The following is a 20,332-nucleotide window of genomic DNA, read 5'->3' as shown; positions in this document are numbered from 1 at the left end:
TCTCCCCGATCTGGAGAAATGTGGGGCCGTCCCGTATATCGAACTACAAGCGAAATCGTCGATTAACGGCGGGCCGCCTTAACAAGCTCGGCAACCTTGGCGACGACCTCGTCGATCGCCACGTCCTCACGCTCGCCCGTGGCACGGTCCTTGAGCTCCACAGTACCATTCTTGAGGCCGCGCTTACCCAGAACGACCTGATACGGGAAGCCCATGAGGTCGTTATCGGCAAACTTAAAGCCGGGACGCTCGTCACGGTCATCGACGACAACCTCGATACCCTCGGCGCACAGGCCCTCGACGATTTGGTCGCAGACGGTTGCGCACTCCTCCTTCTTGGGATCGAGCGGAATCACCGCGACCTCGTACGGGGCAACGGAGACCGGCCAGACGATGCCGTGTTCGTCGTTGTGCTGCTCCACGACGGCAGCAAGCGAGCGGGACACACCAACGCCGTAGCAACCCATGATGAGCGGCTTCTCCTTGCCGTCCTCGTCCATAAAGGTGGCACCCATGGCCTCGGAGTACTTGGTGCCCAGCTGGAACACCTGAGAGACCTCGATGCCGCGGGCAGCAGAGAGCGGCTTGCCGCAGTGCGGGCAGGGATCGCCGGCAACGACGGTGACCAGATCTGCCCACTCATCGACGGTAAAGTCTCGCTCGGGGCAGGCACCGGTAAAGTGATAATCGACCTCGTTGGCACCGCAGGCCCACTGCTTGGACTCGCGCAGGCTCTCGTCACACACCAGACGGATGCCCTCGGGCAAGTTAACCGGTCCGATAAAGCCCTTGTGCAGACCGTTCGCCTGAAGCTCCTCGTCGGTCATCATGCGATAGCCCTTGCCAAAGACATGCTCGGCCTTGCAATCGTTGAGCTCGTGGTCGCCCGGGACAATGGCCACGACGGGCTTGCCCTCGGCGTCGATGAGTGCCAGAGACTTGCGCGTGCCGTTCTCGGGGAAACCGAAGAACTTTGCAACGGCCTCGATGGTGCCCATGCCCGGAGTCTCGACCTTGGTAAGCGCACCGTCGCCAGGACCCTCGGTCACAACGACCTTGGTGCTTGCGGCCTCATCGTCGGCTGCAAAGCCGCAATCGTCGCAGTAGACGAGCGAAGCCTCGCCGGCGTCAGCCAAAGCCATGTACTCGACGGAGGTATCGCCACCGATCTCGCCGGAGTCGGCGACAACGGGCAGAGCCTTGATGTAGCAGCGCTCGCAGATGTTGGCGTAGGCCTGCTTCATCTTGTCGTACTCCTCCTGCAGACTCTCCTGCGTGGCGGAGAAGCTGTAGGCGTCCTTCATGATGAACTCGCGGCCGCGCATCAGGCCAAAGCGGGGACGGAACTCATCGCGGAACTTGTCCTGAATGTGGTACAGGTTGACGGGCAGTTGCTTATAGGAGCGCAGCTCGTTGCGCACCAGGGCAGTCACGGTCTCCTCGTGGGTGGGGCCCAGCACGAACTCGCGACCATGACGGTCGTCAAAGCGCACAAGCTCCTTGCCATAGGCATCGATACGGCCGGACTCACGCCACAGCTCGGCATCGACCATAATGGGCATCATGAGCTCCTGGGCGCCGGCGGCGTCCATCTCGTCGCGCACGATATTCTCGATCTTGCGGATCGAGCGCCAAGCAAGCGGCAGGTAGGAATACAGACCGGCGGCCTCCTTGCGGATCATGCCGGCACGGAGCAGCAGGCGGTGGCTGGCGAGCTCAGCGTCCGCCGGATCCTCTTTAAGCGTCGGCGCATAGAGCTTAGACATATACATTGCTCGGGTCATTTATTTCTCCTCAATAAGTTTGTCGACCTCGGCCATAAGCGCGTCGACAATTTGATCCTCAGCTACTTTACCAATGATCTGGCCATGCGAAAAGAGCAGGCCCTGACCACGTCCGCAGGCAACACCCAGGTCGGCGTCAGATGCCTCTCCGGGGCCGTTGACCGCACATCCCATCACGGCGATCGAAAGCGGCGCGGAATAGTTCTTAAGCCGCTCGGTGACCTCCTCGGCGATGGGAATCAGGTTAACCTGGCAGCGGGCGCACGTGGGGCACGAGACAATCTCGGGACCACGGCGACGCAGGCCCAGCGACTGTAGAATTCCCCAGGCGACCGGCGGCTCCTCAGCCGGATCGGCCGTGAGCGACACACGCATGGTGTCACCGATGCCTTCGGAAAGCAAGATACCCAAGCCTACAGAGCTCTTGATGGTGCCCTGAAGCTTGGTCCCCGCCTCCGTCACGCCCAGGTGGAGCGGAACATGCGGTATCTCGCGCGACAGGGCGCGATAGGTATCAAGTGTCGTCTGTACGCGATGGGCCTTGGCGGATAGCACGATGTTGGTAAACCCACGGTCCTCAAAGTGCCGCACAAAGCGATCGCTCGACATCACGAGCTTTTCGGGCTGCGTGAGGTCGTCGCGCTCGGCAATATCTTGCTCAAGCGAGCCCGCGTTCACGCCAATGCGAATCGCGCAGCCCGCGGCACCCGCGGCATCGATGACGGCATCGACCTTAGCCCAATCGCCGATATTGCCGGGGTTGATGCGCAGCTTAGAGGCACCAGCCTCGACAGCGCCAATGGCAAGCTTATGGTTAAAATGGATATCGGCGACGATTGGCACCGGAGACTCGGCACAAATCGTGCGAAAGCCCTCGAGCGCAGCCTCGGTAGGCACGCTCACGCGCACGATATCGCAGCCAGCCTGCGCCAACGCGCACACTTGCGCAAGCGTTGCCTGGGCATCAGCAGTATCGGTGCAGGTCATAGACTGAACCACGACCGGAGCGCCACCACCGATCTGCACGCCGCCCACATGCACGGGGCGCGTCAACTCGCGAGGCAAAGGATGGGATAAAGACAATCCAAACACTCCCCTACAGAATAAATCGAAGGATGTCGGAACGAAGCATATAGACAAACAGCAGTGCAAAGAGCGCGATGCCGACATAGCTGACGATTGTCTGCACTTTGAGCGGCAACTCGCGGCCCGCAATCTTTTGAATGATCTCGATGACCAGCTTGCCGCCATCGAGTGGTGGGATGGGCAGCAGGTTCATAAAGCCAAGCGAGAACGAAATGAGGGCGGCAAAGGAAAGGAACGTGGCAGGGCCGGCAGCAGCGGCCTGTGAAGACATAACGCTAATACCCACGATCGAAGAAGACTGATCGAGAATCTCCATCGTATGCTGCGGCTGGAGCAGGCGCATCACGCCCTCCGCTGTCTGCGCAACATACGAGAAGGAGAGGCGCGCCGAGGTGATGGGGTCCAAACGGACCACCTGCGTAGAGGCATAAACGCCCAGACGTTCGTCCTCTTTGAGTGTGACCGAGGTCGAGCACTGCTTGCCATCGCGCTCATACTCAATAGCAATATCGTCCTTACCGGCAGCCTTGCCGATGGCATCGTAGACATCCATCCAAGTGGAACATGAGACACCGTCAACCGAAAGGATCGCGTCACCGCCCTCGATACCCGCCTTGGCGGCAATAGACCCCTCGTCAACCTGACCGATCACGTTGGTATCCATCGGCACGGTGACACCCGCAATGGAATAGATGCTCATAAGGAGCAAAAAACCCGTCAAGATATTGACGATAATGCCCGCGAGCAGCATAAAGGCGCGCTTGAGAAAGCCTTGGCCAAGATAGGTGTGCGAGCGCTCTTGCGCAAGGAACTCGGCCTCGCCGCACGGCAGCTCCCACACATCGCCCTCGGCAGTCGCATGTTCGCGATCGAAACGACGACCATCAAAGGTGGTATAGCCTGCCGTGTCTCGCGGCAACGTCTGATATTTGGTGGGATAGTAGCTCGGCGAGGGCTTCTCCCCTTCCTCATACCAGGGCGCGATGGAGCCCCAGCCCAGCAAAAGGGCGCATGCCTCGAGCACATCCTCCTCGGAAAGCTCGAGCTCGACAGCAAGGTCGGCCACGGTCACGCGACCATGACGATAGATAGCCGCGAGCACGCGGTCGGCGCACGAAACATCGGTCGGATCCATACCGCAGATGGCAGCGTAGCCACCCAGCAGCAGCGGGGTCACGCCAAACTTGGTTCCAATGCGACGCGACGTGTAATGGATGTCAAAGCGGCACGGCAGACCCAAAAAGAACTCGGTCACACGGACGCCGCAGGCACGCGCCGCCAAAAAGTGGCCGCCCTCGTGCAAAAACACGAGGACGGAAAGCATCAGCAGGCCCCAAAAGACCGATGAGAGAACGCTCAGAACAGTATCCATAAAACGAAAAAGCAATCCTTATGGGTTAGGAACGGGTTGCGGCGAGCACCTGCGCAGCCTTTTCACGCGCCCACGCATCGATGTCGCGAAGCTGCTCAAACGAATCGACCACCTGCATATCGTGGGCGTCCATGCAGGATTCCACAATGCGATCGATATCGGTAAAGCTGCAGCCATCGTGCAGGAAGGCATCGACGGCGACCTCGTTGGCGGCATTGAGAACGCACGGCATGGTGCCACCCGTCTTGCCGGCACGCTCGGCCAGTGCCAGACAGCGGAAGGTATCCATGTCGGCAGCATCAAACGTGAGCTGCCCCAGCTCGCGGAAATCGATACGAGGCGCCGGAGTATCCCAACGCTCGGGATACGAGAACGCGAACTGGATGGGGATACGCATGTCGGATGCACCGAGATGCGCCATCACGGAGCCGTCGGCGAACTCGACCATAGAGTGAATCTTGGACTGACGCTGCACGACCACGTTAATGAAATCGAGGTCGCAGTTAAACAGATGCATGGCCTCAATGCGCTCCAGGCCCTTGTTCATGAGGGTGGCGGAGTCAATGGTGATCTTGGCACCCATGGCCCACGTGGGATGCGCGAGGGCATCGGCACGCGTCACGCGATCGAGCTCGTCGCGCGTGCGGCCAAAGAACGGACCGCCCGAGCAGGTGAGCCAAATGCAGTGGGCCTCGCGCGGGTTCTCCCCCAGATAGCACTGGTAGATGGCGGAATGCTCAGAGTCGACCGGAATAAGCTGGCCCGGTTGCGCCAACGGCATAAGCAAGTCGCCACCGACGACGAGGGACTCCTTGTTGGCAAGGGCAAGGCGCTTATTCGAGGTCAAGGCCGCATGGCTCGCCTCGAGACCGGCGGCGCCCACAATAGCGACGAGCACGCAGTCGACATCGTCGCGACGCGCGAGCTCGCAAACCGCCTGCGCGCCAACGCCGAGCTGTGTGCCCTCGGGCAACTCCTGCAGCACGGCGTCATCGCCATGAGCGACATCGGCAACGGCAACCGCCGGAACCGAGAACTCGCGGGCAGCGGCAACGAGCTCCGAGGTGCTGGAATTAACGGACAGCGCCGTCACCTGCAGGCGATCGGCATGCTGGCGGCACACATCGAGCGCCTGGGTGCCGATAGAGCCCGTACAACCCAGGAAGGCAACGCGAAGGCGTCCATCGGGGCCATACGTCGTCTGGAAGGACATTACAGCACGCCTCCGATCATCAGCAACAGCTGTGCGGTGATGCAACCGAAGATAAGCGAATCGCTACGATCGAGCATTCCGCCGTGGCCCGGGATAAGGTTGCCGGAATCCTTGACGCCCACACCGCGCTTGATGCGGGACTCGATAAGGTCGCCGATAACGCCCAGAATAGACACGGCCACGCCGCACAGCAGCGCATAGGGCAGGCTGAGCTTGTAGAAGTGCGTCGCCCACAGGATGAGCCAAATCAAAACCGAGCCCAAGATGCCGCCGGCAAACCCCTCCCAGCTCTTTTTGGGGGAGATCTTGGGAACCATCTTGTGTTTGCCGATACGGCTGCCCACGATGTAGGCAAACGAATCGGAGACCCAAAGGGACGCGCAAACGCCCACTGAAAGCAGGGCGCCGGCAAAACCGGGCACGGCATCGCGCAGCAGCACGATAGCCGACAGCATAAAGCCAGTGTAGATGGGACCCATGAGCGTCACGGCCACATCAGAGATGCGGGTACGCGGCGACCAAACATACCAAATGCCCACAGCGAGCATCAGGGCAAAAAGCAGGGCATTCAGCAACATCGAATCGCCCAACGCCGACAGCGGAAAGAGTACGGCGGCAGCGATACCCATGCGCTCGTTAGCCATCTTGCCATCGAGCCTCGTCATACGGAAAAACTCATAGCAGCACAGACCGCTCATGACAGAAACAAAGATGGCCGTGGGCACGATACCCAAAACCAGGCACAGGATAAAGACAACGGCGTAGACGATACCGGCGGCGGCACGGATGATAAAGCCCGCCAGCCACGAACCGGTGCCGCTCTTTGCTGCAGGTGCTCCCGCAGCGGCAGCCTTGCGCGCAGGCGCCGCGGAAACTGGCGTCTTGGGAGCAGATGCCTTGGGACGATCGGACACGATTAAGCCTCCTCGGTCTTACTCAGTCCACCAAACCTACGGTCACGGCCCTGATAGGCCAAAATGGCGTCGACAAGGCCCCAACGATCAAAGTCGGGCCAATAGGTATCGGTGACGTAGAATTCGGAATAAGCCACCTGCCACAGCAGATAGTTCGAAAGGCGCAGCTCACCAGAGGTGCGAATCACAAGTTCGGGATCGGGAAGACCGGCGGTATAGAGGCGGGAAGCCACCATGTCGTCATCAATTGCGGCAGGGTCGATCTTACCGGCGGCAGCGTCGGATGCGATCTGACGGACAGCGCGGGTAATCTCGGCACGCGCGCCGTAGTTGACGGCAAGCGCCAGCGTCATACCGGTGTGATCGGCGCACTCGGCAAGACCGCGCTCAAAAACGTCGCGAGTCTTCTTGGGCAGCGCGGAAATGTCACCCAAAAAGACTACGCGCACATTTTCGCGCTTCAGAAGCGGCAGCTCGTCGATAAACGTCTTGGCAAACAGGTGCATCAGAACGTTGACTTCGTGCTGCGGTCGATTCCAGTTTTCGGTCGAAAATGCATAGGCCGAAAGCACGTCGACGCCCAGGCGCACGCAGGCGGTAATGATCTCGCGCAGCGAGACGATACCCGCCTTGTGGCCCTCAGTGCGTGCAAGACCGCGCGACGTGGCCCAACGACCGTTGCCGTCCATGATGCACGAGATATGGTGCGGAATGTTATTGAGGTCAAGGTCGGAAAAACCGACGCCCGCAGGGGCGTCGGCAAAGTACTCGACCAGTTTATGCTCGTCGTATTGCACCTTAGATCTCCATGACCTCGGCTTCTTTTTCCTTCAGAAGCTCCTCGACCTTGGCGACATACTCATCGGTGTGCTTCTGGACCTTGGCCTGCTCGCGACGGACATCGTCCTCGGTGAGCTCCTCATCGCGCTCGAGCTTGTTGTTGAAGTCGCGACGGATGTTACGGATAGACACCTTGGCCTGCTCGGCGTACTCGCGGCACTCCTTGACGAGTTCGCGACGGCGCTCCTCAGTGGGGGCCGGGAACGGCAGACGAACGACGGTGCCATCGGAGTTGGGGGTAATGCCCAAATCGGAAGCGCCGATGGCCTTGACGATAGCGTTGATGAGCGCCTTGTCCCACGGCTCGATGAGCAGCATGTGAGCCTCGGGGGTCTTGACGGCGGCAACCTGCGTGACCGGCGTGGGGACACCGTAATAATCGACGGTGATGTCGGACAGAATGTTGGCGTTGGCGCGACCGGTACGGACCTTGGAGAAGTTATGCTTGAGGGACTCGAGCGACTTGTCCATATGGGCGGTGATGTTCTCTGCCATGCTTAATCCTCCTGATAGACGAGCGTGCCGACGGGCTCACCCGCGAGCGCGCGCTTGACGGTGTCCTCGCCATCGATGTTGAGGACCAAAATCGGCATACGGTTATCCTGGCACAGTGCCGTAGCTGTGGAATCCATAACCTGCAGACCGCGGACGAGAACCTCGTGATAGGTAATCTTGTCAAAACGGACGGCATCGGCGCACTTGACGGGATCCTTGTCGTAGATGCCGTCAACCTTGGTGGCTTTAATCAGAATCTCGGCGCCGATCTCGCACGCACGAAGAGCCGCGGCGGTGTCGGTCGTAAAGTACGGATTGCCCGAACCGGCAGCGAAGATGACGACGTTGCCCTTGGACAGATGGTTGATAGCGCGGCGACGAATATAGGGCTCGCAGATCTCGTTCATCTGGATAGCGCTCATCACGCGGCAAGGAACATCGTTGTGCTCGAAGGCATCCTGCAGGGCGAGCGCGTTCATAACGGTTGCCAGCATGCCCATGTAGTCGGCCTGAGCACGCTCCATGCCACCGGCAGCGCCTGCCATGCCGCGGAAAATATTGCCGCCGCCGACAACGACGCCGACCTCATGGCCAACGGCGAGCAGCTCCTTGACCTGCTTGGCAAGATGATCGGTAACCTTGGGGTCGATGCCATATTGGCCGTCGCCCATCAGTGCTTCGCCGGAAAGCTTAAGAAGCACGCGTTTATATCGGATGTCGGACAAAGCGATCCTCCTTTAATTAGACTCTCAATATGATATCAAAGGCTCTGATAAGAGCCATGAAAAAGCAGGCTGTGAGTAAAACCCACAGCCTGCTCATTACCAGCTACAAGAGCTTATTTACTCGCCACGGACCAGACGGTCAAAGGCAACGACGGTAATGGTGTCGCCGAGCTCCTTGGAGACCTGCTCAGCGTACTTCTTGATGGTGAGGGAGCTGTCCTTGATGAACTCCTGCTCGGTGAGCACGGACTGCTTGTAGAACTTCTCCAGACGGCCAACAGCCATCTTCTCCTGGATAGCCTCGGGCTTGCCGGACTCGGCAGCCTGGGCCATGTAGATCTGCTTCTCGTGCTCGACGGTCTCGGCCGGAACCTGATCGCGGGTAGCGCAGATCGGGGCGACGGCGGCAACCTGAAGGGCAACGTCGTGAGCGAAGGTCTTGAAGGACTCAGCCTGAGCGGTCTCGGCCTTCTCGAAGGCGAACTCGACGAGGACGCCGATCTTACCACCCATGTGGATGTAAGAAGCGAGCGCGCCGTTCTCGGCCTTGCGGGCAGCGAAGCGGGAGATCTTCATGTTCTCGCCCATGATGTGAATCATCTCGGTGAGCTCGGAGGAAACGGTCTCCTCGCCCATCGGCTTCTCGAGCAGAGCATCGACGTCAGCAGGCTCGGTGGTGGCGACAACCTCGGCGACCTTGGAAGCAAAGCCGGTGAACTTGGCGTTGGAGCCAACGAAGTCGGTCTCGCAGGAGAGCTCGAGCAGAGCGCCGGTCTTGCCATCCTCGGAGACGAACGCGGCTACAGCGCCCTCGTTGGTCTCGCGGCCAGCCTTCTTGGCAGCCTTGGCGAGGCCGTTCTTACGCAGAACGTCGACAGCAGCGTCCATGTCGCCGTCTGCCTCGACGAGAGCCTTCTTGCACTCCATCATCGGGGAGTCGGTCATCTCGCGGAGCTGCTTGACCATAGCGGCGGTAATCTGGGCCATTGTGGTTCCTTTCAAAGAGATGAAAAAGAATTAACTAAGACTGATTTACTCGGCCTTGGGCTCAGCGGCCATCTCGGCCTCGGAGACCTGCTCCTTGCCGGAGCCAGCGAGGCAGGCGTCAGCCATGAGCTCGCACATAAGGGTGACAGCGGAGATAGCGTCATCGTTGCAGGGGATGCCGTACTCGACCTCGTCGGGATCGGAGTTGGTGTCGATCAGAGCGACGACGGGGATGTTCAGGCGCTGGGCCTCCTTGATGGCGTTCTCCTCGCGCTTGGTGTCGATGACGAAGAGAGCCTGAGGCAGGCCCTTCATGTCGCGGGCGCCACCGAGGTTGGTCTGGAGCTTGGTGAGCTCCTTACCGAGAACAGCCTGCTCCTTCTTGGGCAGAACAGCCATGCGGCCGTCCTCGACCATGGCCTCGAGCTCCTCCATGCGGTTGATGCGAGAGCGGATGGTGACGAAGTTGGTCAGCATGCCGCCGAGCCAACGCTGGTTGATGTAGGGCATGTTGGCGCGCTCAGCAGCGTTCTTGACGGCCTCCTGAGCCTGCTTCTTGGTGCCGACGAACAGCACGTTGCCACCCTTGGCGACGTTCTTGACGAAGGTGTAGGCCTGATCGGCGTCGAGGATGGTCTGCTTGAGGTCGAGGATGTAGATGCCGTTGCGCTCACCGAAGATGAACGGCTTCATCTTGGGGTTCCAGCGACGGGTCTGGTGACCGAAGTGGCAGCCGGCCTCGAGCAGGGTGCGGATATTAATCTTGGTAGCCATGTTAAACCTCCTGTGGTTTGCCTCCGCGCGGGGTCATCCTCCAAAACCAACCCGGACATGTGCTACCAAAGCCCGGGCACCACGGTATGAAGTAGCCGCGCGTGCGTGATAAAAACATGTTGCCGTGAAGCAACCTGATGAATGATAGCAGGAATGCTTCTTCCTGCCAACCCGCAATCAAAACCACACACCTGAGTGCGGCGCGGGACGTCCCAGCCACTATTCGCCTCGGGGATGGGCTTGAGCCACGGCACGTTTGAGCCGATCGGGCGTGAGATGCGTGTAGATCTGCGTCGTGGACAGGCTCGCATGACCCAGCAGCTCTTGAACCGAGCGCAGGTCCGCGCCGCCCTCGAGCAAGTCGGTCGCAAAGGTATGGCGCATCGCATGCGGGGCGATGTCGGCCGGAATGCCGGCGAGCGTCGCCAGCATATGAAACCGCCGCCTGAGCATGGCGGCACTCATGCGATTACCGCGCGCCGATATAAGCAGCGGATGCGGCCCGGTAGCGGGGTCACGACGCTTTGCCTGAGCGAGCAACTCCGGCCTCCCCTCCTCAATATAGAGACGCGTCGCCTCGAGCGCACGACGATACAGAGGGACGATACGTTCTTTGCTCCCCTTGCCCCACAGGCGCAGCGTGCGTTCGGACCACGCAATGGACTCCACATTGAGTGCTGCGAGCTCAGAGATACGGGCGCCCGAGGCATAGAGCAGCTCGAGCATCGCCGCATCGCGCAGTCCCGCGGGTGTTGAGGTATCAGGCGTCTTGAGCAGCGCCTCCACCTGATGGGTCGTCAGCACACCGGGTAGATCGCGCGGGAGCTTGGGCGAGGAAATTGCCGAGACCACATCGCCCTCCACGACCCCCTCGGCAGCCATCCACCGATAGAGCGAGCGAATGGCAGACAGGTGTGCCGCAAGCGTTCGGGGAGTCACCTGCTCACGCGAAAGCTCGGCAAGATAGCGACGAATGGTGCGCACGTCGGCAGCGAAAGAATCTATATTCTCACGCTCGCACCAGGCAGCAAAGCGCTCCAGCCTCGAGCCATAGGCCGTCACCGTGTTGGGAGAAAGTCCCTCGACGCGTGAGATATAGGCAATAAACGAGTCGACGGTGTCGTACAGGTCAAAGGCTATGACCGGTCGCCTCCAAACAGATCGGGGCGAGTGGCCAGATAGGCATCAAGGGCCTCGAGCGCACGGTCCGCATAGGCCTGGTAGCGGTCGCGCTTGCTGCGGCGCTTACCATCCTCGAGTGGCGGCACCAGGCCAAAGTTGACATGCATAGGCTGATAGCCCACCGTGGCCGGATCGGTAGCATAGCCCACGAGCGCGCCCAAAGCACCCACGCGCGGCAGCTCGACGGGAGCGGCCCCGACAGCCTCGGCATAGGTGTTGAGTGCCGCGAGCAGACCTGTCGCCACGGCTTCCATGTACCCCTCGGTGCCGGTGATCTGACCGGCCAGGCGCACGCCGGTACCAGGCACGGCAAAGGTGCCATCGAGCACGTGCGGCGCATCGACAAAGGTATTGCGGTGCATGACACCGTAGCGGAAGAACTCGGCGTTCTCCAGACCCGGCACCATATGGAAGACGCGCTTCTGCTCGCCAAAGGTCAGGTTGGTCTGGAAGCCCACCAGGTTATAGGCGGTCTTCTCCTTGTTCTCGGCACGCAGCTGAATCGCCGCCCAGGGACGACGACCGGTTCGCGGGTCGGTGAGGCCGACGGGCTTCATGGCGCCAAAGCGAATGGCGTCCTTGCCGGTGCGCGCAACTTCCTCGGCAGGCTGGCAGGCCTGGAACAGATCGCCGCCCTCAAAGTCCTTGAGCACCACGCGGTCGGCCGTGGTAAGCGCCTCGATAAAGGCCTCGTACTCTTCCTTGTTGAGCGGAGCGTTGAGATAGTCGCCGCTCCCCTGCTCCTCGTAGCGCGACTGCGAGAACAGCACGTCCATATCGAGCGTGGAGGCATCGACGATCGGCGCCGCGGCATCGAAGAACGCAAGGGCGTCGCCACCGACGAGCTTCACGACCTCTTCGCTCAACGCCGGCGAGCACAAGGGGCCGGCGGCAATGACCACGTGACCTTCGGGAATCTGCGTGACCTCGCCGTGAACGATCTCGATATTGGGACGGGCGGCAACCTCGTCCTCGACAAGCTCGGAAAACTTGACGCGGTCGACCGCCAAGGCGCCACCGGCGGGAACAGCCGCGCGATGGGCGCAATCGAGCAGGACCGAACCCATGCGCTCAAGCTCGGCCTTCAGCAAACCAGCCGCGGAATCCGGACGGGTCGACTTAAACGAATTGGAGCAGACGAGCTCTGCCAGGTGATCGGTATGGTGGGCCGGGGAGCTCACCTGGGGGCGCATCTCGCACAGCTTTACGGCAAACCCGCGATCTGCCAGCTGGATCGCGCACTCCGATCCCGCCAGACCGCCACCGATAACCGTCACCTGATCGAACTGCATCTGCAAACACCTTTCTAATTGACACGTTTTCCATTGTGACCGAAGGGCGTCTGGGCGTGAAGGGCAAACTTGGAGGGCGCATACCTTCCATCCATCATGCGCTCGATAAGGCCCTCGAGCTCAAGCGAACCCAGGAGCTTAAGTACGCCGACGGCATCAAGCGAGACGAGCGCCGCAATGTCATCGACCTTGAGCGGAGAGGCGATGAGCGCATGCATCACGGTCTGCTGCGTTGGATCCAGGTCGGCAATGCCGGGAGCATCGGGGCGCGAGTAGCGCAGGGTGCCGTAGATGCGTGAGATAGCCATCTCGATAGATTCCTCGTCGATGATGCAGCAGGCACCGTTCGCAATGAGGTAATTCGTGCCACGCGACTCGGGCGATAGGATCGACCCCGGCACGGCAAGAAGTTCGCGCCCCAAATCCATAGCAGCCTCGGCTGTAGAAAACGTCCCGGAAGGCATACCCGCCTCGGATACAAAGAGGGCTTGCGACAGGGCCGCGATCACGCGATTGCGGCGCGGAAAGGCAAACTTGCGCGGACCCATGCCCCACGGAGAGATCGACACGATCGCGCCGCCCGTATCGAGCGTGCGAGTAATAAGCCCCGCGCTCGAACGCGGGTAAACCACGTCGGCGCCCGTCCCTAGCACCACGACGTGTTTGCCGCCGGCGTTGACCGCAGCCCAACCCGAGGCCTGGTCACAACCGACCGCGCCGCCCGAAACAACCGTCACTCCCGCCTCGACCGCCATCTTTGCCGCAAGCTCTGCCACGGCAAGACCATACGGAGAGGCCTTGCGCGCGCCGATGATGGAGAGCGCAGGCGTCGAAAGCACCTCGGGGTTGCCGCGCACAAAGAGCGTCTGGGGTACATCAGATAGCTCCAAAACGGACTCTGGATACAACGCGTCACCTGGATGCAGTTCGAAGGTCCCCTCGGCCATCATTGGTCCCTCCTTCCCTGGTACATCGCCGCCTCGAGCACGTGATCCTGCGTCACCTGCTCGCTCTCGGCGACATCGGCGATGGTACGTGCGATACGCACCAGGCGCACGATGCCGCGGCCCGTGAGATGCGTGCGCTTCGACAGGCCGAGCACACACTTCTCCGCCGCATCATCGAGCTCAAAGGTCGAAACGACGCCGTCAATGGACCGCGTCTCGTCATCCTCGACCTCGGCATCCGCATCGTCCATACGGGACTCGCGCCAGGCGCGAAAGGCGCGACCGCGCACAACGTAGTCACGCAACTCGGCCGACGACATACCCTCCGCACCCTCGATAATCACTTGGGGGTCGGGACGGGTCACATCGATCATCATGTCGATACGGTCGGCTAAAGGACCGCGCAGCTTTGCCCGATAGCGCTCCACCATCGATGCCGAGCAGCGGCATGGCACCTCGCGATCGCCCAAAAAGCCGCAGGAGCAGGGATTGCTCGCGGCCAGCAGCTGAAAGCGCGACGGGAAGGTAAAGGCCCCGTCGACGCGTACGATCCTCACATAGCCGCGTTCGATGGGCTGACGCAGCGTCTGCAGCACACCCGTGGGAAACTCGGCAAGCTCGTCCAAAAAGAGCACGCCGCCATGAGCCAGGCTGATCTCACCCGGATGCACCGGGCGTCCTCCGCCAATGAGACCCGCCGTTGAAATACTGTGATGGGGGCTTCGAAACGGCCGATGACCTGCCAATAAGCCATCGATGTTCTCGCCCAAGACCGAATGGATGCACAGCGCCTCCTGCTGATCCTCAATGGAAAGCTCGGGCAGGATGCCGGTCATACGGCGCGCAAGCATCGTCTTGCCCGATCCCGGGGACCCAATCATGAGCAAGCCGAGTTCTCCTGCCGCCGCAAGCGCCATGCCGCGTTTAGCGACTTCCTGCCCCAGTACGTCGGCATAGTCGAGCTCGGGCTCAAAGGTCGCCTCGACGCCCTCGGAATCCAGATAGTGCCGAGCCGCCTCGCCCATGCCATGGGCAAGCTGAGACAAATGATCGATGAATCCACAATCCACGCCCGCGAGCGGCACATGCTGATCGGACCTGCCGGCGATAAAGGACAGCCCCATATCACGCGCCAATAGCTGAAACGCCACCTCGCCCTTGACGGGAAGCACCGTACCGTCCAAGCCGAGCTCGCCGGCGATAAGGCAGCGATCGAGGTTGTCACGGGGAATCTGCCCATCGGCCGCCAGAACCGCGATGGCGATGGGCAGATCAAAGCCGCTACCGGTCTTGCGAATATCGCCGGGTGCCAGGTTGACGGTAATGCCAGAGCGCGGGATCTCGAAGCCTGCCGAGCGCATAGCGCACCGGATACGCCCGCGCGACTCCATCACCTCCATACTCGGAATGCCGAGCATCTGGATGCCCGGAACGCCACCGGCAAGCGAAACCTCGACGGTGACGGGAATTGCCTCGACGCCGCGGATACAGGCCGCGTGTACGGCAAACGTCTCAAACGCCATCACGACACCTGCCAATCGAACGCATTGTACTGGTGCTCAATCTCGGCGATATGCCCGCCGCGGATGGTGACGCCCACGGCATCGAAGCGAATCGACCTGAGCGGATAGTGCTCCATGAGATAGTAACTTGCGATACGGCGATACCGACGCTGCTTTTGGGCGTCCACGGCCTCCTCGGGAAAGACCCGCGTGGTGCAATCCAGGGCGACGCGTCTCGTCTTGACCTCGGCCATCACCACGACATCATCGAGCTCATCGAGCAGCACCAGATCGGCTTCGCCCTCAATGCAACGATAGCCCTGCTCCAACAAGGTGTATCCACGCTCGTTAAAGTAATCGATGGTGATCAGCTCGCCCAGCATGCCGAGCTCGCGGGGACTGAGCCCCTTGATAAACTCGGGCGTAATCGCCCCGCAGTCGAGCTCGCCGTCTTCCCAGCGCTCCTTGAGTTGCTGCGTCTTGCTCTTTTTGCTTGCGGCACACATGGGGTCTCCTTTCCCGCACACTGCATTGCCCCGATGATGAGGGCGCCTTTCATGCGGGTAAGTACCGGAAACAAACCAAAAGCTGACCAAATACCGACAAAAAACGGGCCGTACGCAACTATCACGTTGCACACGGCCCGCTACCAGCAGGTTTATAAAACGCCAGAGGTCCCTGTCTCCACAATTGGCCTAGAAAAGGCGCTCAGTCTGCAGAAAGTTTCCGCAAAAGCTCACACGATGCAGCGGACAAAGTCCATGTTTGCGAATCGCCTCGATGTGCTCGGGACTTGCGTAGCCCTTCGACTCGGCCAAATGATACTCGGGGTACTCGGCGTCGTACTCGACCATCATCTCGTCACGCGTGACCTTGGCCATGATGGACGCCGCGGCGATACAGGCGATTTTGGCATCGCCCTTCACCACGTCGCGCTCGTTGGGAACGGCGCCCAAGGGGTTACCGTCCATAAGCACGCAATCGGGCTCGAGCCCCGTATCGGCCACGGCGCCCGCGACGGCAGCGCGGATGGCGCGGGCCATGCCCATATCGTCGATATCGGCAGGCGCGATATGGCAAAAACCAATCGCCGTCGCGACCTCGGCAATCTTCACCGAGAGCAGCTCGCGGCGCGCCGGCGTGAGCTTTTTGGAATCGTTGATGCCCCAGACGCGCGGCTCCATGGGAAGGCACACGGCGCACACCGTCAAAGGACCGGCCACCGAGCCGCGACCCACCTCGTCGACACCCACGACCACGCCATCCCCACCGAGCTCGTGCATCAGCTCGTACATACCGTTGACGCGCTCGCGCTCGGCAAGTTCCTTGGCATGGCGCTTAAGGGCGCGCTCGCAAGCCTTGATCACTTGCTGGCGCGGATCCTCGCGATAATGCTCCACGAGGGCGGGGATCTCCTCAAACGTGGCGCTCGCCAGCTCGCCGGCAACCTGCGATGCCGAAACCGAGCTCGTCATGTTGGCCATATCGGGGCCTCCTTGCATGCAAATCAGATAAAAAGAAGGGCCACCCGAAGGTGACCCTTTTGTCCAAACGAGTGGACAGACGCTGCGATCTTCTTAGCGCTTCTCGGGGATGCGAGCAGCCTTGCCCACCTTGTCGCGGAGGTAGTACAGCTTGGCGCGACGGACGCGACCATGACGGACGACCTCGAGCTTGGCGATCTTGGGGCTGTGAAGCGGGAAGGTACGCTCAACACCGACACCGAAGGAAATCTTGCGGACGGTGAAGGTCTCACGGGCACCGGCGCCGGCCATGCGGATGACGTCACCCTGGAAAACCTGGATGCGCTCGCGGTCGCCTTCCTTAATGCGGTAGTGAACCTTGACGTTGTCGGCAACGCGGACCTGCGGGATGTCCTCGCGGATCTGCTGACGCTCGATTGCGCGGATGTAATCCATGTGCAATTCCTTACTCTTCTAGAGGTGCCGTACCACCTTGGCCGGCACGTAGTTGAACAAACGTATTCGAGTATACACGCGCGGGTTTCTGCTGCAAGAACAATTTTTTGCGCAGACAAAAAGACAAAACCCGCACATGATAACCGCCCGCTTCACGAATGAGACGGGCGGTATGAGGGGGGGCTACGCTAGGCGTCTAAACGCTAAACGCTAGGCGGAACGCTTGGCCTCGAGCTTGGCCTGGGCGGCAGCTAGGCGCGCGAGGGGCACGCGGTAGGGCGAGCAGGACACATAGTCCACGTCGGCCACGTTAAACAGGCCCTTGATGGACTTGGGGTCGCCGCCGTGTTCGCCGCACACGCCAAAGTGCATGTCGGGATTGGTGGCGCGGCCCTTCTCGACGGCCAAGCGCACGAGCTCCAGCACCGCCGTGTCGATGGTCTCGAAGGGGTTGTCCTTCAGGATCTTCTTGTGCAGGTACAGCGGAATGAACTTGGCCTCGGCATCGTCGCGGGAGAAGCCGAAGGTCGTCTGGGTGAGGTCGTTGGTGCCAAAGCAGAAGAAATCTGCGTGATGGGCGATCTCGTCGGCGACCATGCAGGCGCGCGGCAGCTCGAGCATCGTGCCCACGGGAATGTTGAGCTCGACACCTTCCTCGGAGGAAACCTCGGCGATGGCACGCTCAATGACCTCGCGGGTCTGGACATGCTCTGCCGTGATGGAAACGAGCGGAACCATGATCTCGGGGCGTGGGTCGACACCATCCTTGATAAGGCGGGCAGCAGCCGTGGCCACGGCGCGGACCTGCATGAGCGGCAGATCGCCAAAGACGACGGACAGGCGCACGCCGCGCAAGCCCAGCATGGGGTTGGACTCGACCATGCCGTCAATGCGACGTAGGCGGGCGCGCAGGGCAGTGAGCTCCTCCTCGGGAGCGCCGGCGGCCTCCTTCTTGGTGATGGCGACCTCGAGCTCGCGAGGATTATCCAGGAACTCGTGCAGCGGCGGATCAAGCAGGCGAACGACCACATCGCGACCGGACATGGTCTTGAACATGGCTAGGAAGTCCTCGGTCTGGACCTTGAGCAGGTCGGCCAGGGCCTGCTGCTTCACGGCCTCGTCGTCGGACAGGATGAAGCTCTGGATGATGTTCTTACGATCGCCCAGGAACATGTGCTCGGTGCGGCACAGGCCGATGGCCTCGGCGCCAAACTCGAGGGCGAGTGCGGCATCCTCAGGGTTGTCGGCGTTGACGCGCACATGGTTGGCGTGGCCACAGGTCTCGTCCAGGCGAATCTCGTCGGCCCAGGACAGGATGGTGTCCAGATCGCCGGTGAGTTCAGCGGAGACCAAATCGACAGCGCCATCGACGACGATGCCCTGGGTACCGTCGATGGAGATGACATCGCCCTCGTGCAGTACGCGGTCGCTGCCATCGATGTGCACGACCTTCTCGGCGGCGTCGATGTGGAAGCGCTCGACACCGCAGACGCAGGGTGTACCCATGCCGCGGGCGATAACGGCTGCGTGGCTCGTCTTGCCACCATGGCTGGTGAGGATGCCCTCGGCAGCGACCATGCCCTTCAGATCGTCGGGGTTGGTCTCCCAGCGAACCAGGATAACCTTGTGACCCTCGGCGGAACGCGCAACGGCGTCATCGCTCGAGAACACAACCTCGCCCACGGCGGCACCGGGGCTGGCGTTAAGGCCGGTAGCAAGTGCCTCATACTTCTTGGAGGCATCGAACTGCGGGTGCAGGAGCTGATCGAGCTGTGCGGGGTCGATGCGCCCCACGGCTTCCTCGCGCGTGATCAGGCCCTCCTCGACCATCTCGATGGCGATGCGCAGGGCGGCCGTGGCGGTACGCTTGCCCACGCGGGTCTGGAGCATCCAGAGCTTGCCCTGTTCGATGGTGAACTCGATATCGCACATATCGCGATAATGATCCTCGAGGGTCAGGAACACGCGCTCGAGCTCCTCACCTGCAGACTCGAGGCCCGGGGTGGTCTTGAGGTCGGCGATGGGCTCGGTATTGCGGATGCCGGCGACGACGTCCTCGCCCTGGGCGTTAACCAGAAAGTCGCCGTAAAACTCCTTGGTGCCGTCGGCCGGGTTGCGCGTGAAGGCGACGCCGGTCGCGGAGGTCTCGCCCTTATTGCCAAAGGCCATAGCCTGAACGTTGACGGCGGTGCCGAGTTCGTCGGAGATACCATGCTGCTTGCGGTAGATGCAGGCGCGCTCGTTCATCCAGCTGCCAAAGACGGCCTGGATGGCAAGACGCAGCTGGAGCTCCGGGTCGTGCGGGAAGACGGGCTTGCCGTCAGCGACCTCGAGCTCGGGGTACAGGGCGGCCTCGACGTTGTCGGAGAAGATCCCCTTGAAGGTCTCGACGAGCCCCTGCAGGTCCTCGGCCGAAAGCTCGGAATCGACGCGAACGCCGGCGACCAAGCGTGCCTGGGTCAGAGCGTTCTCGAACAGGTCGGCGTCGACGCCCATGACGACGTTGGAGAACATCTGGATAAAGCGGCGGTAGCTATCCCAGGCAAAACGCGGGTTTTGCGTCTGGGCGATAAGGCCCTGAACGGAATCGTCATTGAGGCCCAGGTTGAGGACTGTGTCCATCATACCGGGCATGGAGAACGGAGCGCCCGAGCGAACCGACACGAGCAGCGGGTCGGAGGCGTCGCCGAGCTTCTTGCCACAACGGGCCTCGAGGTCGGCCTCAGCGGCAACGATCTCATCGAGTGCGCCCTCGGGCCACACGTTGCCGGCACCGGAGTACTCGACACAAGTCTGGCAGGTAATGGTAAAGCCACCGGGAACCGGCAGGCCGATGCGGCTCATCTCGGCAAGGTTTGCGCCTTTGCCGCCAAGCACGAAGTACATGGACTTGTCGCCCTCGGTGACACAGGTGCCCTGGGCGTCGGTTCCAAAACGGTAAACCCTCTTGCAATCGCTCACGATACTTCCCCTTCCATGCGCTTACGCGCACGACCGTGGTAACGAATCGACCCGCCGGATGCGGGCCGTGAGGGAACTATACGGCGGGTTTTGGGCAGGCTTGAGCAGAGGGTGCGCGGTTTGGTAAACGTGCTAAAACTAGCGGTAAACGGTAGGTAAAGTTGGTTACCTTATGAAGATACCACTACAAGAAGAATGCAGGTCAGATGCGATGTTTTTGCTAAATCGCTTTATCAATTCAGGCTATTTAGCCACTCCGATGATTTTTCTGGGACGGGGATTAAAAAAGGCTCTGTTAGACCAAGATTGACATACATGTGTCCCCACGGTGCCATATCG

At 61.0% G+C, this 20,332-nt stretch carries 18 protein-coding genes; all 18 read right to left on the bottom strand.

All coding sequences use genetic code 11. The annotated features are described in order from the left end of the window. Positions 1 to 62: 62 nt before the first annotated feature. On the bottom strand, positions 63 to 1,784 hold the full coding sequence (locus DW754_RS03820) for a proline--tRNA ligase (protein WP_233508850.1): 1,722 nt from the start codon (positions 1,782 to 1,784) through the stop codon (positions 63 to 65). Next, a complete protein-coding gene (gene ispG, locus DW754_RS03815; RefSeq protein ID WP_117758531.1) occupies positions 1,785 to 2,867 on the bottom strand; it encodes a flavodoxin-dependent (E)-4-hydroxy-3-methylbut-2-enyl-diphosphate synthase in 1,083 nt (360 codons plus the stop codon). A 13-nt stretch (positions 2,868 to 2,880) separates the two neighbouring features. Then, a complete protein-coding gene (locus DW754_RS03810) occupies positions 2,881 to 4,242 on the bottom strand; it encodes an RIP metalloprotease (RefSeq protein ID WP_117758532.1) in 1,362 nt (453 codons plus the stop codon). A 25-nt stretch (positions 4,243 to 4,267) separates the two neighbouring features. Beyond that, positions 4,268 to 5,455, bottom strand: coding sequence for a 1-deoxy-D-xylulose-5-phosphate reductoisomerase (dxr, locus tag DW754_RS03805; protein ID WP_117758533.1), 1,188 nt, complete (start codon positions 5,453 to 5,455; stop codon positions 4,268 to 4,270). Next, a complete protein-coding gene (locus tag DW754_RS03800; protein WP_233508851.1) occupies positions 5,455 to 6,369 on the bottom strand; it encodes a phosphatidate cytidylyltransferase in 915 nt (304 codons plus the stop codon). The genes dxr and DW754_RS03800 overlap by 1 nt, the downstream gene beginning before the upstream one ends. A 2-nt stretch (positions 6,370 to 6,371) precedes the next feature. Further along, positions 6,372 to 7,166, bottom strand: coding sequence for an isoprenyl transferase (locus DW754_RS03795; RefSeq protein WP_117758534.1), 795 nt, complete (start codon positions 7,164 to 7,166; stop codon positions 6,372 to 6,374). Position 7,167: 1 nt separating this feature from the next. Continuing rightward, on the bottom strand, positions 7,168 to 7,704 hold the full coding sequence (gene frr, locus DW754_RS03790; protein ID WP_006236112.1) for a ribosome recycling factor: 537 nt from the start codon (positions 7,702 to 7,704) through the stop codon (positions 7,168 to 7,170). Positions 7,705 to 7,706: 2 nt separating this feature from the next. Then, positions 7,707 to 8,429, bottom strand: a complete 723-nt coding sequence (gene pyrH / locus DW754_RS03785; RefSeq protein ID WP_040359955.1) for a UMP kinase — start codon at positions 8,427 to 8,429, stop codon at positions 7,707 to 7,709. Between the two features lie 117 nt (positions 8,430 to 8,546). After that, positions 8,547 to 9,416 (bottom strand): translation elongation factor Ts, encoded by an 870-nt coding sequence (gene tsf, locus DW754_RS03780; RefSeq protein WP_022094736.1) that lies wholly within the window; start codon positions 9,414 to 9,416, stop codon positions 8,547 to 8,549. A 45-nt stretch (positions 9,417 to 9,461) separates the two neighbouring features. Next, positions 9,462 to 10,190: a 30S ribosomal protein S2 gene (gene rpsB, locus DW754_RS03775; protein ID WP_006236109.1), complete on the bottom strand. Its 729-nt coding sequence runs from the start codon at positions 10,188 to 10,190 to the stop codon at positions 9,462 to 9,464. 219 nt (positions 10,191 to 10,409) lie between these two features. Continuing rightward, positions 10,410 to 11,318 carry a tyrosine recombinase gene (locus DW754_RS03770; RefSeq protein ID WP_369832194.1) on the bottom strand — a complete coding sequence of 303 codons (909 nt, stop codon included), beginning with the start codon at positions 11,316 to 11,318 and terminating at the stop codon, positions 10,410 to 10,412. An 8-nt stretch (positions 11,319 to 11,326) separates the two neighbouring features. Continuing rightward, the gene (trmFO, locus tag DW754_RS03765) at positions 11,327 to 12,664 is read right to left on the bottom strand and encodes a methylenetetrahydrofolate--tRNA-(uracil(54)-C(5))-methyltransferase (FADH(2)-oxidizing) TrmFO (RefSeq protein WP_117635269.1); all 1,338 of its coding nucleotides are present in this window, start codon (positions 12,662 to 12,664) and stop codon (positions 11,327 to 11,329) included. A 14-nt stretch (positions 12,665 to 12,678) separates the two neighbouring features. Next, positions 12,679 to 13,614, bottom strand: coding sequence for a DNA-processing protein DprA (locus tag DW754_RS03760; protein WP_369832162.1), 936 nt, complete (start codon positions 13,612 to 13,614; stop codon positions 12,679 to 12,681). Beyond that, positions 13,611 to 15,134, bottom strand: a complete 1,524-nt coding sequence (locus DW754_RS03755; RefSeq protein WP_117758535.1) for a YifB family Mg chelatase-like AAA ATPase — start codon at positions 15,132 to 15,134, stop codon at positions 13,611 to 13,613. Before DW754_RS03755 ends, DW754_RS03760 begins: the two co-directional genes overlap by 4 nt. Continuing rightward, positions 15,134 to 15,619, bottom strand: a complete 486-nt coding sequence (locus DW754_RS03750) for a YraN family protein (protein ID WP_117758536.1) — start codon at positions 15,617 to 15,619, stop codon at positions 15,134 to 15,136. The genes DW754_RS03755 and DW754_RS03750 overlap by 1 nt, the downstream gene beginning before the upstream one ends. A gap of 189 nt (positions 15,620 to 15,808) precedes the next feature. Continuing rightward, on the bottom strand, positions 15,809 to 16,597 hold the full coding sequence (locus DW754_RS03745) for a ribonuclease HII (protein ID WP_117583230.1): 789 nt from the start codon (positions 16,595 to 16,597) through the stop codon (positions 15,809 to 15,811). Between the two features lie 93 nt (positions 16,598 to 16,690). Then, complete coding sequence (gene rplS / locus DW754_RS03740; protein WP_117583231.1) at positions 16,691 to 17,032, bottom strand: 50S ribosomal protein L19; 342 nt, start codon at positions 17,030 to 17,032, stop codon at positions 16,691 to 16,693. 210 nt (positions 17,033 to 17,242) lie between these two features. Next, positions 17,243 to 19,993 (bottom strand): pyruvate, phosphate dikinase, encoded by a 2,751-nt coding sequence (gene ppdK, locus DW754_RS03735; RefSeq protein WP_117758537.1) that lies wholly within the window; start codon positions 19,991 to 19,993, stop codon positions 17,243 to 17,245. Positions 19,994 to 20,332 lie beyond the last annotated feature (339 nt).

Origin of the sequence: Collinsella sp. AM29-10AC (assembly GCF_003469085.1) — a bacterium.
Classification (GTDB): domain Bacteria; phylum Actinomycetota; class Coriobacteriia; order Coriobacteriales; family Coriobacteriaceae; genus Collinsella.
This window is presented reverse-complemented; position numbering and strand designations above follow the sequence as displayed.

Bases quoted from the DNA above. Each gene is read 5' to 3' on its own strand.
- DW754_RS03750 (WP_117758536.1), bottom strand. From the start codon at position 15,619: ATGTGTGCCGCAAGCAAAAAGAGCAAGACGCAGCAACTCAAGGAGCGC.
- trmFO (WP_117635269.1), bottom strand. From the start codon at position 12,664: ATGCAGTTCGATCAGGTGACGGTTATCGGTGGCGGTCTGGCGGGATCG.
- rplS (WP_117583231.1), bottom strand. From the start codon at position 17,032: ATGGATTACATCCGCGCAATCGAGCGTCAGCAGATCCGCGAGGACATC.
- DW754_RS03810 (WP_117758532.1), bottom strand. From the start codon at position 4,242: ATGGATACTGTTCTGAGCGTTCTCTCATCGGTCTTTTGGGGCCTGCTG.
- rpsB (WP_006236109.1), bottom strand. From the start codon at position 10,190: ATGGCTACCAAGATTAATATCCGCACCCTGCTCGAGGCCGGCTGCCAC.
- frr (WP_006236112.1), bottom strand. From the start codon at position 7,704: ATGGCAGAGAACATCACCGCCCATATGGACAAGTCGCTCGAGTCCCTC.
- DW754_RS03820 (WP_233508850.1), bottom strand. From the start codon at position 1,784: ATGACCCGAGCAATGTATATGTCTAAGCTCTATGCGCCGACGCTTAAA.
- DW754_RS03745 (WP_117583230.1), bottom strand. From the start codon at position 16,597: ATGGCCAACATGACGAGCTCGGTTTCGGCATCGCAGGTTGCCGGCGAG.
- DW754_RS03755 (WP_117758535.1), bottom strand. From the start codon at position 15,134: ATGGCGTTTGAGACGTTTGCCGTACACGCGGCCTGTATCCGCGGCGTC.
- DW754_RS03760 (WP_369832162.1), bottom strand. From the start codon at position 13,614: ATGATGGCCGAGGGGACCTTCGAACTGCATCCAGGTGACGCGTTGTAT.
- tsf (WP_022094736.1), bottom strand. From the start codon at position 9,416: ATGGCCCAGATTACCGCCGCTATGGTCAAGCAGCTCCGCGAGATGACC.
- dxr (WP_117758533.1), bottom strand. From the start codon at position 5,455: ATGTCCTTCCAGACGACGTATGGCCCCGATGGACGCCTTCGCGTTGCC.